13 protein-coding genes are annotated in these 16,682 nt (G+C 40.3%); 8 read left to right on the top strand and 5 right to left on the bottom strand.

Annotated features, from left to right (window positions below):
* Window positions 1–45 precede the first annotated feature (45 nt).
* From murG to EZ449_RS19130, 6 genes are all read left to right on the top strand, one after another.
* Window positions 46–1,149 (top strand): undecaprenyldiphospho-muramoylpentapeptide beta-N-acetylglucosaminyltransferase, encoded by a 1,104-nt coding sequence (gene murG / locus EZ449_RS19155; protein ID WP_131561938.1) that lies wholly within the window; start codon window positions 46–48, stop codon window positions 1,147–1,149.
* 78 nt (window positions 1,150–1,227) lie between these two features.
* Window positions 1,228–2,583, top strand: coding sequence for a UDP-N-acetylmuramate--L-alanine ligase (murC, locus tag EZ449_RS19150; RefSeq protein WP_131561936.1), 1,356 nt, complete (start codon window positions 1,228–1,230; stop codon window positions 2,581–2,583).
* On the top strand, window positions 2,576–3,766 hold the full coding sequence (locus EZ449_RS19145) for a cell division protein FtsQ (protein ID WP_131561934.1): 1,191 nt from the start codon (window positions 2,576–2,578) through the stop codon (window positions 3,764–3,766). The genes murC and EZ449_RS19145 overlap by 8 nt, the downstream gene beginning before the upstream one ends.
* A gap of 5 nt (window positions 3,767–3,771) precedes the next feature.
* Window positions 3,772–5,130: a cell division protein FtsA gene (gene ftsA, locus EZ449_RS19140; protein WP_131561932.1), complete on the top strand. Its 1,359-nt coding sequence runs from the start codon at window positions 3,772–3,774 to the stop codon at window positions 5,128–5,130.
* A gap of 130 nt (window positions 5,131–5,260) precedes the next feature.
* Window positions 5,261–6,892, top strand: coding sequence for a cell division protein FtsZ (gene ftsZ, locus EZ449_RS19135; protein ID WP_131561987.1), 1,632 nt, complete (start codon window positions 5,261–5,263; stop codon window positions 6,890–6,892).
* A gap of 165 nt (window positions 6,893–7,057) precedes the next feature.
* A complete protein-coding gene (locus EZ449_RS19130) occupies window positions 7,058–8,299 on the top strand; it encodes an aminotransferase class I/II-fold pyridoxal phosphate-dependent enzyme (protein WP_131561930.1) in 1,242 nt (413 codons plus the stop codon).
* A gap of 162 nt (window positions 8,300–8,461) precedes the next feature.
* On the opposite strand, the gene EZ449_RS19125 is transcribed toward EZ449_RS19130, so the two are convergent.
* Window positions 8,462–9,280 carry an alpha/beta fold hydrolase gene (locus EZ449_RS19125; protein ID WP_131561928.1) on the bottom strand — a complete coding sequence of 273 codons (819 nt, stop codon included), beginning with the start codon at window positions 9,278–9,280 and terminating at the stop codon, window positions 8,462–8,464.
* A 510-nt stretch (window positions 9,281–9,790) separates the two neighbouring features.
* Between EZ449_RS19125 and EZ449_RS19120 the strand changes: the two genes are divergently transcribed.
* Window positions 9,791–9,967, top strand: coding sequence for a histone H1 (locus EZ449_RS19120; protein WP_131561926.1), 177 nt, complete (start codon window positions 9,791–9,793; stop codon window positions 9,965–9,967).
* Between the two features lie 73 nt (window positions 9,968–10,040).
* Window positions 10,041–11,090, top strand: coding sequence for a hypothetical protein (locus EZ449_RS19115; protein ID WP_131561924.1), 1,050 nt, complete (start codon window positions 10,041–10,043; stop codon window positions 11,088–11,090).
* A 351-nt stretch (window positions 11,091–11,441) separates the two neighbouring features.
* On the opposite strand, the gene dapA is transcribed toward EZ449_RS19115, so the two are convergent.
* The 4 genes from dapA to EZ449_RS19095 form a co-directional block, all read right to left on the bottom strand.
* Complete coding sequence (gene dapA / locus EZ449_RS19110) at window positions 11,442–12,329, bottom strand: 4-hydroxy-tetrahydrodipicolinate synthase (RefSeq protein ID WP_131561922.1); 888 nt, start codon at window positions 12,327–12,329, stop codon at window positions 11,442–11,444.
* Window positions 12,330–12,418: 89 nt separating this feature from the next.
* Window positions 12,419–14,437, bottom strand: a complete 2,019-nt coding sequence (gene ligA / locus EZ449_RS19105; RefSeq protein ID WP_131561920.1) for an NAD-dependent DNA ligase LigA — start codon at window positions 14,435–14,437, stop codon at window positions 12,419–12,421.
* A gap of 30 nt (window positions 14,438–14,467) precedes the next feature.
* Window positions 14,468–15,967, bottom strand: coding sequence for a hypothetical protein (locus EZ449_RS19100; RefSeq protein WP_131561918.1), 1,500 nt, complete (start codon window positions 15,965–15,967; stop codon window positions 14,468–14,470).
* A gap of 35 nt (window positions 15,968–16,002) precedes the next feature.
* The gene (locus tag EZ449_RS19095) at window positions 16,003–16,677 is read right to left on the bottom strand and encodes an ACP phosphodiesterase (protein ID WP_131561916.1); all 675 of its coding nucleotides are present in this window, start codon (window positions 16,675–16,677) and stop codon (window positions 16,003–16,005) included.
* Between the last annotated feature and the right edge of the window lie 5 nt (window positions 16,678–16,682).

Genomic DNA, 16,682 nt, shown 5'->3' with positions numbered 1-16,682 from the left:
TTAGGTAAGCTATTGAAAAAGTTTTATATAGTTAATTAGATTAAAATGAATAATTCCCCAAAAATTATCATATCAGGTGGTGGCACCGGCGGGCATATTTTTCCCGCCGTAGCCATAGCCAATGCGCTAAAGCGTTTGGTGCCAGCCTGTGAGATCTTATTTGTGGGTGCAATCGGTCGGATGGAAATGGAAAAGGTTCCTGCAGCCGGATATAAGATTATAGGTTTAAACATCAGCGGGATGCAACGCGGATCGATTGTTAAAAACCTGGCTCTGCCATTCAAGGTCATTGGCAGTGTACGTAAGGCAGTGCAGATCATTAATGAATTTAAGCCGGATGCAGTTGTTGGTGTTGGTGGTTATGCCTCGGGGCCCTTATTATATGCAGCATCTTTAAAGGGAATTCCCTATTTGATCCAAGAGCAAAACTCTTATGCGGGTATTACCAATAAATGGTTAGGTAAAAAGGCATCGAAGATTTGTGTGGCCTTTGATGATATGGATCAATTCTTCCCAGCTGAAAAAATCCTGAAGACGGGAAATCCTGTTCGAAAGGAAGTTGTTGATATAAAGGGAAAACATTATGCAGGTGCAGAGCTTTTAAAACTTGACCCACTTAAGAAAACGATAATGGTTACCGGTGGAAGCCTAGGTGCCGGAACTCTTAATAAAGCCCTAGAAAAACATTTGCCGGAAATCATAGCGCAGGATGTGCAGGTGATCTGGCAGACTGGTAAGTTTTACTATAAAGGTATTATGGAACGTTTAGGGTTGGATTATCATCCCAATGTTAGAATTCTGGAATTCTTGAATAAAATGGATCTCGCCTATGCAGCCGCTGATGTAATCATCTCAAGGGCTGGAGCAGGAACCATCGCTGAACTTTGCTTGATCAAAAAACCGGTGATCCTGGTGCCATCACCAAATGTGGCAGAAGATCATCAAACCAAAAATGCAATGGCGTTGGTAAGGAACGATGCGGCATTGTTAATTATTGATCGCTCTGCAGAAGATACATTGGTGAGAGAGGCATTGGCATTATTGAATAACAAGGAGCAATGCGAAAAGCTATCAGAAAATCTTGGCAGAATGGCCTTGCCCGAAGCAGATGAGATCATCGCCAAGGAAGTATTGAAATTGATAAAATAAGATATGAGAAACTAGATATAAGATTTGAGATCGGACATTCGTCTAATATCTCACCTCTTTTATCTCAAATCAAAAAAAATGGAACTAGGTAAAATAAATAGGGTGTATTTTGTAGGTATCGGTGGTATCGGCATGAGTGCGATTGCTCGTTATTTTGCCAAACGTGGGCAGGCGGTTTGTGGCTACGATAAAACCAGAACCAAGCTTACGGAGACATTAGAGCAGGAGGGGATCTTGATCTCTTACCTCGACGAATCCGCTTCCCTGCCTTGTGCGTTCTTGGATAATCACGACGACACGTTGATCGTCTACACGCCTGCGATTCCAAAGGATTCAAAAATATTAAATCACTTTAAGGATAAGGGCTTCAGTCTTAAAAAACGTTCTGAGGTTTTGGGCATCATCAGCAAGGGGATGTTCTGTATCGGCATTGCCGGAACACACGGCAAAACGACAACATCTTCCATTGTAGCGCACATTCTAAAAGATACGGGTTACGATTGTACGGCGTTTTTGGGCGGCATTACCACCAATTACAACAGCAATGTATTATTTGGAAATAACAATGTAGTGGTGGTAGAGGCTGATGAATACGATCGATCATTTCTAACGCTTCATCCAGATATTGCCGTGGTCACTTCTATGGATGCCGATCATTTAGATGTTTATGGCGATAAAAGCCACTTGGATGAATCGTTCCGGTTATTTGCCGGTCAGCTAAAGGAGAACGGGACATTGTATGTCCACGAGGGACTGCCATTGGAGAATGGCATCAGCTATGCTGCAAGCTTAACTGCAGATTCAAGGGCAGTAAATATCCGGGTAGAGGGATCAAAGTTCGTGTTCGACTATATCGATGGATCGGATAAGATAAAGGATATCAGCTTAATGCTGCCTGGAAAACACAATGTAGAAAATACTACGGTAGCCATTGCAATAGCATTGCAACTTGGTATTGATGCAGAAATGATCAAACAGGCCGTTGCTAACTTTAAAGGAGTAAAGCGCCGGTTTGAATACATTGTAGATAATGGCGACCAGATCTATATTGATGATTATGCGCATCATCCAGAAGAACTTAGGGCTTGCTTTGATGCGGTGCGACAGCTGTACCCAAATAAAAAACTGACGGTGATTTTTCAGCCGCATCTGTTTACCCGTACGCGGGATTTTGCCGATGAATTTGCAAAAGTTTTAAGCACTGCTGATGAACTGCTGCTATTGGAAATCTATCCAGCAAGGGAATTGCCACTTCAGGGGATTGATTCACAGTTTTTGCTTGATAAAATAACTTCAGCAGATAAAAGATTATGTGGAAAAGATTTTGTGGTCCAGCATGTTAAGGACACCAAACCTGAATTACTTTTAACGGTTGGAGCGGGAGATATCGATACGATTATCGAACCTTTAAAAAACACGATAGATAATGTTTAAACGGATAAACTGGACTGCAATATTTACTGGCTTTGCCTGGCTGATTAGCTTGGCTGGCGTGGTGGTGCTGTTGAGTTTTATCAACGTCAAAAAGCAAACCGTAAAATGTACCGATGTCAGGATATTGATTCCTGGGGCAGATAACTTTATTGAAAGAGAAGAGATTGATGCCATTTTAAGGGAAGATCAGGGCGTACTCTTAGGTCGCAATATTGAGAACATTAACATTCACAAGATCGAGAAAACACTTCAGTCGAATCCCTACATCGCCTTTGCAAAGGTCTATGTAGATATGGATGGCGTGCTGAATATCGAGGTAAAACAAAGGCAGCCGATCGTAAGGATCATCAATGAGAACGGTCAGGATTTCTATATCGACAATGATGGACTGAAAATGCCTATCTCTACAAACTTTACTGCTAATGTTCTGGTAGCAACAGGGCACATTACGGAGGTTTTTGGTAGTCGTGTAGATACCTTGCATACACAATTGGCACGTGACCTGTACAAGACAGCGCTCTTTATCAAAAAGGATACCCTATGGGACTCGCAGATTGAGCAGATTGTTGTAGATCAAAAAAACGATATCGAACTCATCCCTAGGGTAGGCAACCAACGCATCATCCTAGGTAATGCAGATTCCTTGGAGAAAAAGATGACCAATCTGTTGTTGTTCTACAAAAAGGCAATGCCGCAGGTTGGCTGGGATGCTTATCGCACCATCAACATCAAATATACCAATCAGGTGGTTTGCGAAAAAAGGGATTCGACGGAGATTGCAAAATCACGCAAAACATTTTCAAGGCCTGATAGTTTGAGGATACAAGATCAGGTTTCTGATTCGCTCGTTACCGATGCCATTGAAGATGCAACTGTTGAGCAAACGGTAGCTGTAGCAACGAAAAGGGCAGAGCCCAACAAAACAGAAATAAGAAAGATAGAAGCTAAAAGGGAGGAGCCTAAAAAAGAGACTCCAAAAAAACCAGAAGTTGTAAGAACTGAGGTTAAAAAGCCCGTGGCCATTGCTTCACTAAAACCAAGGGAACAAAAACCTGCGGATAAAAAACAAACAGCCAAGCCTGTAACAGAAAAGAAAACAACACAATCTGCAGCAGCGCAAAAGTTAGCTAGAGATAAAGAGATCAGAGCCCTAGAAAAACAATATAAAACTCAACAAAATTAACGAATATGGACAAGGCAAAATTTACCAGTCAGTCGCCCATTGTAGTAGGATTAGATATCGGTACTACAAAAATATGTGTTATCGTTGGTCGTAGAACCCAACACGGTAAGATAGAAATCTTAGGGATAGGAAAGGCAGAATCGGCGGGGGTGACCCGTGGAGTGGTTTCTAACATTCAAAAAACCGTTCAGGGTATTGCTCAGGCCGTTGAGGTAGCAAGCGGACAATCCAATGTAGAGATACAGGTGGTAAACGTAGGTATTGCTGGTCAGCATATTAAAAGCCTGCAGCACCGTGGTATCTTAACAAGAAGAGAACTAAACAACGAGATCGGTAAAAAGGATATCGATAAGTTGATTGATGATATGTTTAAGTTGGTGATGCCTCCTGGAGAAGAGATTATCCATGTATTGCCACAAGAATTCACTATTGATAATGAACCAGGAATTAAGGATCCGATTGGTATGGCGGGTGTACGTCTAGAGGCGAACTTCCACATCATCTCTGGTCAGGTTACTGCGGTAAAGAACATTATCAAGTGTGTAAACAATGCAGGGCTACAAACTCAGGATCTGATTCTTGAGCCATTGGCATCTTCGGAATCGGTGTTGAGCGATGAGGAAAAAGAAGCTGGTATTGCCTTGGTAGATATTGGTGGTGGTACCACGGATATCGCTATCTTCCACGAGGGTATTATTCGCCACACTGCGGTAATTCCGTTTGGTGGAAATAGTGTAACTGAGGATATTAGAGAGGGCTGCTCTGTAATGCGTAACCAAGCGGAATTGTTGAAAACACGTTTTGGTTCGGCATTGGCTGAAGAGAATAAGGAAAATGAGATCATTTGCGTTCCAGGGCTTCGTGGCCGTGAGCCAAAGGAAATCTCGGTGAAAAACCTTGCCTATGTGATTCAGGCCCGTATGGAAGAAATTATTGAGCATGTTTATTATGAGATCAAAGCTTCTGGATACGAGAAAAAACTAATTGGCGGAATCGTGATTACTGGTGGTGGTGCGCTTTTGAAACACCTTTCCCAAGCAGTAGAATATGTTACGGGTCTAGATTGCCGTATAGGTTATCCAAACGAGCATTTATCGAAGTACGAAGATATGCCAAAGGCGATCTATGATGACTTGAAAAGCCCAATGTATGCAACCAGTGTTGGTTTGTTGATCAAGGGAATTCAAAAAGCTGAAGAATTAATTGAGGAAATGAAGCAACCAGGTGTTTTTGTTGAGAAGCCAAAAACAGCTAAGGAAAAAGATAAGCGCGGACCAGGCCTGTTCGATAAATTACTTGCAAAAACGAGAACTTTCATTCAGGATGATATGAATGTAAGTGATGAAGATTACCTCAAAAGTTAATTATTTTTCAACAAAAGGTGAGTTTTCCACATTCTTAACACTTGTGGAAAACCTATGTTGAAAAAGTGTTAATATTACGTTGAGTAATGAACAGAATTTAAAAATTTTTAAACAACTGATTCATAAAGATATGCAGTTCGAAATGTTAAAAGATAAGTCTTCAATCATCAAGGTAATTGGTGTTGGGGGCGGTGGCGGCAACGCAGTAAACCATATGTACCTATCGGGTATTACTGGTGTGGATTTTATTATCTGTAATACAGATGCCCAAGCTTTGGAATCTAGTCCTATACCCAATAAGGTACAGTTAGGTGCTAGTTTAACCGAAGGAATGGGTGCTGGTTCTATTCCTGAGGTTGGTAAAAACTCAGCCATAGAGAATATAGATGATATTAAGGCCATGCTTGGTAGTACAACCAAAATGTTGTTTATAACAGCAGGAATGGGCGGTGGTACAGGTACAGGTGCTTCTCCAATTATTGCCAAGGCCGCTAAGGAACTTGATATTTTAACCGTTGCCATCATTACTACGCCTTTCTCTTTCGAGGGAAAAAGACGTAAGCTTCAGGCTGATGAAGGTATGGAGGAGTTGAAGAAATATGTAGATTCTTATTTGGTTATATCGAATGATCGCCTTCGTGAGATCTTCGGAAACCTTACCCTAGGTTCTGCCTTTGGTCAGGCTGACGATATTTTAACAACAGCGGCAAAAGGTATTGCAGAAATCATTACTGTTCCGGGTTATATCAACGTGGATTTTAAGGATGTGCGTACCGTAATGAAAGATAGTGGTGTTGCCATCATGGGTAGTTTCGCTGCCGATGGTGAGGAACGTGCCCTAATTGCTGTTGAAGGTGCTTTGGCATCTCCATTATTAAAGGACAATGAAATTGAGGGCGCCCGTTACATCTTATTGAATATCAGTTCTGGTATTCGTGAGGTAACGATGGATGAGGTTTCGATCATCACCGATTACATTCAGGAGAAAGCAGGTTTATCTGCTGATCTAATTTGGGGTAACTGTACAGATGAAACTTTGGGAGATAAGTTATCGGTAACCATTATTGCTACTGGTTTCCAAACATCAGACCAACGTGTTCACGAGGAAAAAAATAAAAAGAAGATATCATTATTAACGCCAGAGGAAGCGCCACTAATTCGTCCCGTTGAACCGGTAAACTCTTTCATCCAACCTAAGGCTGTACCGTCTTACGAGCCGGTTTTAAAAGCGAAGGAAGAGGTTTCTCAGGCGGATCTTTTTGGTGGAATGTTTGCCAAGCCTGAGCCGCAAAAAGTTCAGGAGCCAGAAAGCAATGTTGTTCGCCATACTTTAGTCGAGGAAGAACCGCAGGTAGAAGAGCCAGCAGAAACTGGATTTGAATTCGAGATTAAATTGGCTGAAACCAATTATGTATTTGAAACACCGGTTCCAGAGCCTCAATTTGTTGCAGCACCTGAACCTGAGGTAGAAATGCCAGTCGTAGGTTTGGATGATGATAAGAATGATGAATCAATGGAGGAGCAACTGAAAAAATCTAAGGAGCGTATCTTACGCCTTAAGGATTTGAGTATGAAATTGCGTACCACCAATGGTTTACAGGAATTGGAAAATGAGCCTGCTTACAAACGTAAACAAATGCAATTGCAGCAGGTTCAACATTCGTCAGAATCGCAGGTAAGTCGCTTCACTTTAAGTAATGATGAAGATGGCGGAACAGAGATTAGACCAAACAATTCTTTCTTGCACGATAACGTTGATTAGATTAAACCAAATATAATATTAAGGCCCCGAATTCATTCGGGGCTTTTTTGGCATAAAATTGGTGTATCAAAAATCTTTATTGACAAGCAAAAGATTAATCTGGTTGATTTTAAGACGAATAAACCTTAAATTCGCAAAATTTTATTATAAAAAAAACATATTACATTGGATATATTTGATAAGATAGCAAAGCACATGGGCCCTCTTGGTCAACACCAAAAATGGTCTCATGGGTATTTCTCATTTCCAAAATTAGAGGGAGAGATTGCACCACACATGCAATTCAAGGGAAAAGAGCATTTGGTTTGGAGCTTAAACAACTATTTAGGTTTAGCCAATCACCCAGAAGTTAGAAAGGCTGATGCAGATGCTGCTGCAGCATTCGGAATGGCCTACCCAATGGGTGCCAGAATGATGAGTGGTAACTCTAAGCACCATGAGCAATTGGAGCAGGAACTTGCTGCTTTTGTAGGCAAGCCTGATGCGTTTTTATTAAACTATGGCTATCAGGGTATGGTCTCGATTATCGATACCATAGTTGATAGAAATGATGTTATCGTCTATGATGGTGAATCTCATGCCTGCATTATCGATGGTCTTCGTTTGCACATGGGCAAAAGATTTGTATACCAGCACAATGATATCGATAGTGCAAAAAAACAATTGGAACGTGCTACAAAATTGACCAAGGAATCTGGTGGTGGTATTCTTCTGATTACTGAGGGCGTATTCGGAATGAGTGGTGCGCAAGGTAAGTTAAAAGAACTTGTGGCATTAAAAGAGCAGTTCGATTTCCGTATCCTTGTTGATGATGCACATGGTTTTGGTACCATGGGTGAAACTGGAGCAGGAACACATGAGGCTCAAGATTGTATCGATGGCATTGATGTCTATTTCGGGACATTTGCAAAGTCAATGGCAGGTATTGGTGCCTTTGTTGCATCAACAGAGGAGATTACTAACTTCTTAAGATACAACATGCGTTCTCAAACCTTTGCCAAGGCACTACCAATGCCAATGGTAATCGGCTTGTTAAAAAGACTCGAATTGCTTAAAAGTAAACCAGAATTAAAGGAAAAACTTTGGGAAATCGCCATGACCTTACAAAAAGGTCTACGCGAAAGAGGTTTTGATCTTGGTGTAACAAATTCTGTGGTAACGCCAGTTTTCTTAAAGGGAGAACTAACTGATGCGACTGCAATTACATTTGATCTTCGTGAAAACTATAGCATTTTCTGTTCTATCGTCGTTTATCCGGTAATTCCAAAGGGAATGATCGAACTGCGTTTGATCCCTACTGCTGTACATACATTGGAAGATGTTCAACGTACATTGGATGCTTTTAGCGAGGTTTCTAAAAAATTGGAAAACGGTTATTATAAGGAAAACCAGTTTGCCATTGCTTAATTAAAGCAATATAGTATAATCAAAAGGCTGATCATTTTTAATAATGATCAGCCTTTTTTTGTCTAGCACCTCACGTTACATGAATAGGTTGAGCACAAATAATATCATAATAAAGACCTGTGTTTGTCGGTGTGCATCTGTGATAAGAACTGATGTTAAATGCTAAGAGTTGATGAATGACAAAATATCCCTGTTGATGGTTTCTGCCTCCGTTGTTGGCATGCCATGCGGAAAACCGGGATAAGAGATGAGCGTTCCATTTTGCAAGAGTTTAGCTGCTTTTGGCGCTTGATGAAAAGGTACAATTTGGTCATCCTCACCGTGTAATACAAGCACCGGAACCTCTACGCGCTTTAGGTCTTCAGTAAAATCTGATTCTGAAAAAGCCTTAATGCCTTCGTAATGCGCTTTCACCGAACCCATCATGCCTTGTCTCCACCAGTTGTTTTTTATGCCTTCTGATACTTTTGCGCCTTCACGATTATAGCCATAAAACGCTGTGGTAAAATCATGGTAATATTGCGACCTACTAAAGCCCGTTCCTTTTCTTATCTCATCGAATATAGGCATTGGTACACCCTCAGGATTACTTTCGCCCTTTATCATGATTGGCGTTACGGCACTAATTAGAACCGCTTTGGCCACTCGTCCCATTCCATGTTTTGCAACGTACCTAATCGCTTCTCCACCACCTGTTGAATGGCCAATGTGGATGGCATCCTTTAGGTCAAGTGCAGTTGTTAGTTCAGCTATATCTGCTACATAGGTATCCATATCGTTCCCTTGGGAACTTTGGCCAGAGCGACCATGTCCACGGCGATCATGTGCAATTACCCTGTAGCCCTGCGAAAGGAAAAACATCATTTGTGTATCCCAATCATCACCAGATAAGGGCCACCCATGGTGGAAAACAATTGGTTGCCCTATTCCCCAGTCCTTGTAATAAATTTCTGTTCCATCTTTTACTTTGATAGTACTCATAGCCTTGAATTTATATTTATAAATTAGAGATTTCGCCTTTATCGTATGAATATTTAATAATTTGTGATTTTTTTATGATGTATTTATACGTTGTTAATTTACGTTTTTAATTTATTTAATTTGCCAGGGACCTTAAACCCAACGAAAGTTTAATCTATTTGAAAGTTTTAGGTCTTAGGCTAAAAGTCCACATAAAGCGAAATTTTAATATAAGCATACACTTATTAATGCTGATCAATCTGTCGATTTAAGTAGAAAAAATATTACAATAGCCCTTAAAACCTCTTTAAAGGCATTATATGTCTCTTGTTTCTGCTCAAATATTTGATTTACAGCGGTTTGTGTTAATTTCTTTTTGCTTAAATGTTCATAAATCGATTAACTGTGGAAAAAAACGGGTTTAACAGCGGTTTTTTATTCGATTAAAAGTTCTTTTTTTACAACAAAGATTCTAAATTAGAGTTAGATAATTAAAAATCAAACCTTTAAAAATTATAGGAGTACTAAAAAATGAAAAAATTTGAAGAAGTAAAAAGTTTGTTGACAGCTTTAGAAGCTGATGCAGATAAGTTTTATAACAAGGGCAATAGTGCGGCCGGAACCCGTATTCGTAAGGGAATGCAAGATTTGAAAAATTTAGCTCAAGCTATTCGTTTGGAAGTGCAGGATACCAAAAACAAAGCATAAGCGACCATCATATTTACAGCTAAAAAAGACTTTCTAACCGAAGTCTTTTTTTTTATCATCGAAAATTAAAGCCATGTTTTGTCCCATACGGATCGCTTCACTCTTACTGCTAATACTTTCAAGCGCTGGTGTGGTTGCACAAAAGAAATCGCCTGTAGAATGGGTAAGACCAAGCCACAATAATGAAGTGCCAATTTGGGGAATTAAAAATGGAATTGTATTTGGACTTAGCCCTACTGATCTAGAATTAGGAAAAGTTGGGCCAAATGGCGGGCCACGAGGTTTGATAAGGATAGGGTATAGGTTTCAGGATAAAACCTATCTGATTAATTTTTTGGCCATTGAACCGATAGTGAAAGGCCAACTTACACTTTCAGAACTTGCCATCTCTAAAACGGATAACCAACAGGGAATGGTTTTCTGGAGTGCTGATTCTATTACTACTACAGCTATTCCAAGTGCCCCGCCAGCTTTAGGCAAGGTTATTCGCAATGGTAAAAGTGAGATATTATCCGTAATCGTTCGCACAGAACGGTTTTCGAACGGTGCGCATCCCTATCTAAAAATTTCGATCAATAGCGCCATGCCCAATGAAATTGGGATTGAAGTTCTTAACGAGGCTGATTCTGAACCCATGCAACAATGTACCATTACCGCTACCATGGGCAATTATGGAAGATTGAGATTGTTGGCCTTGAAAGATGAGGTTATTGATTCACGCAAGCTTTATAGCGGATTCCCCGATAATAATTTTGTGGAGAAGCATGAATATTCCTACAATCAACTTAAAGTGGATAAACACGGTGATCTTATTGCGATAGCCTCACAGAATGAATCCCTAACTGAACTTAAATCGTGGCCTAATGAAGAAAGATATTTAGCCTACCGTGGTTGGGCGTATCGCTTGCCCGTAAAACTTGACCAATATTGGCGAAAACCGGGAAGGCATTTTGATCCATCACTTAGATTGAGGGTAAATGGAAGACTTAAATATTGGGCGGGCAATGCAAATGATCCAGCAATGTATATCGATATTCCAGGTGGACTGGCCTTTGAAAATTTCGAACTCAGGGAGCGCTATTATCCGGGGCAGCAATTTTTTTATGGCTTGATCGTGAAATGATAACCATATGGAAAAACATTCCAACCCCTCTAAGGCATTACTAGGGTGAGTTAGCAGCAAAGAGGCTTCCGAAATTCATAGGCCTCTTTATTTTATCTGATGAACTTGTAATTTTCCTGATTACCAGATTGCTCGTATCGTACCAATTTGCCCCCATAGAAATAATAGCGCTACTCTAATTAAAAACAGATGATTTAATGGTATATGTTTTAAGTTGTTGACATACAGTAGTTATCGTTGTATTTTTCTAATTACCTACAAAAAAAATAGGTTAATCCAGTACTGAATATAGCACAGGGAATTAACCTATCTTTTCTTGACACCCAATCTACCGGTGGGCAAGTTTAATATCTATACCAATTGGCTCAGGTTATCTATTTCTTCAATAATTGATTTTTCCAAACCTGAAGATGCTTTTACCAAGGGAAGCCGAACTGTATCGCCACAGATATTTAAATGTTTCAGGGCCGCCTTTACTCCAGCCGGATTACCTTCAGCGAATGCCAAACGGGTAAACTCAACCAAGCTTAAATGAGCGGGAAGTGCAGATTTGAATTCGCCCGCAAGGCATTGTCTCACCATATCAGAAAATTGTTTTGGCAATGCATTTCCTACAACAGAAATAATTCCTGAAGCGCCTAAAGCGATCATCGGTAAGGTAATTGGATCATCACCAGAGATCAATAAAAAATCTGCTGGCTTATCTCTCATGATTTGGTTAAATTGATCAAAACTGCCACAGGCATCTTTTATCCCGATGATATTTTCAAAATCATTCGCCAATCTGCAAATCGTTTCCGGACTCATGTTACTCGCCGTACGCCCAGGAACGTTATATAAAATCAAATCCAAGGGAGCAATCTCCGATAGGTATTTGTAGTGGTGATAGATACCTTCTTGGGTTGGCTTATTGTAGTAGGGACTTACAGATAGTATCGCACCATATCCAGTTGTATCAAAAGCCTTGATGTCCTCAGCAACAGCTAAAGTATTATTTCCACCAATTCCGGCAACCAGCGGTAAACGATTATTATTGATTTCAGCAGTAAACGCCCACACCTTCTTCTTCTCCTCCTTAGTCATTGTGGCTGTTTCGCCTGTTGTACCTAAGGAAACGAGATAATCTATCCCTCCATCAACCAAGTGATTAATCAGGTTTTTTAAACCATTATAATCAACCGATCCGTCTGCGTTAAAAGGCGTAACCAATGCTACACCAGTACCCTGAAATTTGTTCATTTTTAAATATAATTATTGAATTTTGAATTTTGAATGATTGAATTTTATAGCGATTGCTCATTCTATTATTCAATAATCCACTCATTCACTCATTTTCCTGCTATCATTTCCAATAACACCCTATCACTAATTATCGGAATATTTAACTTCGTTGCTTTTTCCAGTTTCGATGGGCCCATATTATCGCCAGCAACCAGGTAGTTTAACTTGGCAGAGATACTGCTTAAAATCTTTCCACCATTGGCCTCGATCATGTCCTTTAATTCCTCACGGCCAAAGTTTTCAAAAACGCCCGAAATTACGAATGTTTTTCCAATAAGAGAATCACTGTCTAGCGTAATTATCTTTTCTTCAATTTCAAACTGCAATCTGGCCAATTTTAATAATTCTACCTGCGATAAGTGCTCAGATTTTCCAAAATACTCAACAATGCTCTCGGCAATGCGCTGCCCAATCTCATCGATAGCAATCAGTTCTTCAACAGTTGCCTTGGCAAGATTATCAATATTCCTCATTCCAGCGGCCAGTTTCTTTGCAACAGTTTCTCCAACATATCGAATTCCCAGTCCAAACAATACCTTCTCAAAAGGCATTTCCCTTGATTTTTCTATGCCAATGAGCATGTTGTCGATAGAGCGTTCACCAAAGCGATCGATACCTTTCAGTTGATCTGATTTTTGAAATAAGGTGTACAAATCACTGATGTGATTGATTAACCCTCTTTTAAAGAACGTTTCAATGGTCTCATCGCCCAAGCCATCAATATTCATCGCCTTGCGAGAAATGAAATGCTGGATCTTGCCAACGATTTGCGGCGGACAGCCCTCATCATTCCGACAATAATGAACCGCCTCTCCCTCTTTCCGAATCAGTTCGGTACCACATTCTGGGCAATTGTGCAGGTATTGAACCTTAACAGATCCAGGTTTTCGCTTATCAGGATTTACCTTGATCACCTTAGGAATAATCTCGCCACCTTTCTCTACAAAAACGGTATCGCCCAAATGCAGATCTAAACGCTCAATCTCGTTCGCATTATGCAGCGTAGCTCTTTTTACCGTTGTGCCAGCCAATAGCACCGGTTTCAAGTTCGCTACAGGCGTTACTGCTCCCGTGCGACCGACCTGATAGGTAACTTTCTCGAGAATAGTCTCTACCTCTGCAGCCTTGTATTTATATGAAATAGCCCAACGTGGAGACTTGGCCGTAAATCCCAGTTCCTGTTGCTGGGCATAACTGTTTACCTTAATTACGATTCCATCAATATCATAACTTAGTTTAAATCGCCCTGTCTCCCAATGGTGAATAAAGGAAAGTACATCATCGATGTTATTCACCAATCTATTGTGCTCACAAACATGAAAGCCCCAGTTCTTTACGGCCTGCAGACTATCCCAATGGTTCTTGAACTCGTTCTTATCGGTATATAAAAAATAGATAAATCCATCCAAGGGACGTTTTGCCACTTCCTTGCTATCTTGCATTTTAATGGTGCCAGAGGCAAAATTCCTTGGATTTGCATAAGCGATTTCTCCAAGCTCCTCTCGAGCTGCATTCAGCTTTAAAAAAGCGGCCTTGTGCATAAAAATCTCACCGCGAATCTCAAAGTGATCTGGTGCCTCATGGGTTTTGATCTGATGGGGAATGGTATGAATGGTTTTTACATTGTTGGTCACATCATCGCCCTTTGTACCATCGCCACGGGTTACCGCCCTCAAGAGTTTGCCATTCTCATAAGTTAAGCTAATGGATAAACCATCAAACTTGAGCTCGCAAACATATTGGAAGTTATCACCGATTGCCCTTCGGATGCGTTCATCAAAATCGCGAAGATCTTGCTCGTTATAGGTATTTCCCAACGATAACATCGGGTATTTATGGTTTACGGTAACGAAGTTCTTGGTGATGTCGCCGCCAACACGCTGAGTAGGGGAGTTTGGATCTGCCAAATCCGGATTTGTTCTTTCCAGCTCGGCCAGGTGCCTCAGCTTTTTATCAAATTCGTAATCGCCAATAGTGGGCATGGCCAATACATAATAGTTATAATTATGCTGGTTAAGCTCCGCCACTATGGCATCCATTTCTTCTTTTATTGCAGACTGCGCCATAAGGCAAATATAGAAAAAGGTGTAAAGGGATTAATATTTTAGTTGTAAAAGCTGTAGATCTACGTTTTTGCTAAATACGCCAACACGTTCTACAAAGGGAACAACAAAGCTATCATTTAACCAACTAATCGACGAGGTATTGGCATAGTAATGACCTTTAATATCATCCTTTGAGATATAATCGATTTTCTTGTATGCGCCTGAGGTAATATCCATCTCAGCATAAAGCGCATTTATCGCATCTGCCCCGTACTTACTATTCGCTAATATTCTTAGCGTCCTGTTATTTACGTTAAATGACACCTCCGAACCCTCAGAGGTTTGGCTTACGTAGAGCCTGGGTATAAATTGATGGTACATCTTCTTCATCTTTTGGTCAAACATGCTCATCAATACAGATCCATCAAAAGTAGCTGAGGTATGACTGCTGTAAACGGAGTATTGACTAGATACAGTCAACAAGAGTTGATCATTGATTTCCTCCAAATGTCTTACATTTAAGGATTTAATATTCCCAAAATCCAATTCATCAAATTTTTTGTTAGCTGGCACGAATGATTTTTCCAAGTCCCTTACATGCGCCTTATCAAATATTTCGTTGTTTAGAGCGTAGGTTCCCGTGTTAAAATCGACCCTTGCAACGAACGATGCCATTTCTTTCGATTTAGTTTTATAAAAAAGGGCAACATAGTTAATGAGGGGAGTTTTACTGCTTGCAAAGAAAATGGAAGAGATCTCATCCGAGTTGTAAAGATCAATCGGCATAGTCACCGTTTTCAAGGGTGTTGAGTTACTCGAAAGGTAAATCGCCACATGACATTTGCCCTTGATCGCATCTAAGGTGCTAATAATAAAACTGCCATCGTCTCCACACGATGCTTTCCATGAGTCTCCATCAGGCATTTCGGGTTCCATTTTTTGAACCTGTTCCAGTTTATCGTTAAAGTCTATCACTGTGTAGCTTTGTGATTCGTTGAAATCCTTATTCAACTTAAGTGCGGTAAAAAATCCAACAACGGGTAATCCAACATGAACTTTTCTCTTTAGCCCAGTTAAACGTACGGCCATCTTGAAATACGAACCATCTTTCGAGAAAAAGAAATCTGGCGTTTCAACATAATCCTTGCTACCATCATAAATAATTTTTTCAGAAATTATCCGCCCTGTTTTCTCATCCAAAAGCGTTGCCTTGAACTGATTGGTAAAGCTCTTGAAAAAAGAACGATCCGTGGCTGAAACGATCATCACATGTTGCTTAAACTTTCCTATCGCCAATGGGAATCCGTTCATTTCTACCAACCACTTTTGGCTAAGTTTATCATCAACTACTACTACCGCAAAATCAGCCTTAGGGACATCAACAATCATGGCTATGGCATTTCCTGACAAATCCAATTTGGAGCCATATTTACTATCATAGGACGTTTTGATGTTCCAAGTTGGTTTTTTGATCACCTTAATTTGAGTTTGAGCGAAAATCTTGAACTGAAAAAATATGATCAGGAGGGAGAGCGTTAGTTTGTTCTTCATTTAATGTTTGGTTTTTTTTCAAATATATTAAAATATTAAATCAGCTTCCCCTCAATCTCCTTAAAAATATCCATAAAATCTTGCTGCAAGACCTCCTTGAAAATGCCAAGCTGAAAGGTGAGTTCCTGTAACTGAAGCTCGCTCAAAGTCTCTGGCCATAAACGCAGGCAAATCCTATTTAAGGCATAGCTGATATTTTCTAGTTTTTGATAGCTCAAAAGGTATTTGCTACTGATAAACCTTTCCAAAAAATTAAGGAACACCTCAGGATCTTTCAGTTTGCAATGTTCCAGAAAATCGCTTAGCGAATCCTGTCTAACGGCAATCAACTTATCATAAAAGTGATTCACCTGGATAAGATTCTCTTCGATAAGCAAATGATCGAGCAGGAGTTCGAGACCAATATGCGCCAAAAAAGATGGACGAACTGCCGTGTTTTCTACAAGTGGCTTAATGAGCTGTTTTAGTGCCGTGGTTTTTTCCAAAAAGAAATTCGAGGAATGAAATAACAGATCTACAGCCAAATGTCTTTTCCATCCCTTTAACAGGCCCTCTTCATCCGGGTTGCCCATAAATAAAAACCCACTTTTCTGTGGGTAAAGGTTTGCCGCTTTCGAGGCATTTTTAATCAGATCTGGCAAAACAGTTCCCATCACCACATTGGCATCAGCAGTTGACCTATCGAAGTAATAATGGGATAGAAAGTTCATATCGG

Source organism: Pedobacter frigidisoli (genome assembly GCF_004331675.1).
In the GTDB taxonomy this organism is placed as follows: Bacteria; Bacteroidota; Bacteroidia; order Sphingobacteriales; family Sphingobacteriaceae; genus Pedobacter; species Pedobacter frigidisoli.
This window is presented reverse-complemented; position numbering and strand designations above follow the sequence as displayed.

Bases quoted from the DNA above. Each gene is read 5' to 3' on its own strand.
- EZ449_RS19125 (WP_131561928.1), bottom strand. From the start codon at position 9,280: ATGAGTACTATCAAAGTAAAAGATGGAACAGAAATTTATTACAAGGAC.
- EZ449_RS19145 (WP_131561934.1), top strand. From the start codon at position 2,576: ATGTTTAAACGGATAAACTGGACTGCAATATTTACTGGCTTTGCCTGG.
- EZ449_RS19100 (WP_131561918.1), bottom strand. From the start codon at position 15,967: ATGAAGAACAAACTAACGCTCTCCCTCCTGATCATATTTTTTCAGTTC.
- EZ449_RS19095 (WP_131561916.1), bottom strand. From the start codon at position 16,677: ATGAACTTTCTATCCCATTATTACTTCGATAGGTCAACTGCTGATGCC.
- EZ449_RS19120 (WP_131561926.1), top strand. From the start codon at position 9,791: ATGAAAAAATTTGAAGAAGTAAAAAGTTTGTTGACAGCTTTAGAAGCT.
- ftsA (WP_131561932.1), top strand. From the start codon at position 3,772: ATGGACAAGGCAAAATTTACCAGTCAGTCGCCCATTGTAGTAGGATTA.
- ftsZ (WP_131561987.1), top strand. From the start codon at position 5,261: ATGCAGTTCGAAATGTTAAAAGATAAGTCTTCAATCATCAAGGTAATT.
- murC (WP_131561936.1), top strand. From the start codon at position 1,228: ATGGAACTAGGTAAAATAAATAGGGTGTATTTTGTAGGTATCGGTGGT.
- ligA (WP_131561920.1), bottom strand. From the start codon at position 14,437: ATGGCGCAGTCTGCAATAAAAGAAGAAATGGATGCCATAGTGGCGGAG.
- dapA (WP_131561922.1), bottom strand. From the start codon at position 12,329: ATGAACAAATTTCAGGGTACTGGTGTAGCATTGGTTACGCCTTTTAAC.
- EZ449_RS19115 (WP_131561924.1), top strand. From the start codon at position 10,041: ATGTTTTGTCCCATACGGATCGCTTCACTCTTACTGCTAATACTTTCA.
- murG (WP_131561938.1), top strand. From the start codon at position 46: ATGAATAATTCCCCAAAAATTATCATATCAGGTGGTGGCACCGGCGGG.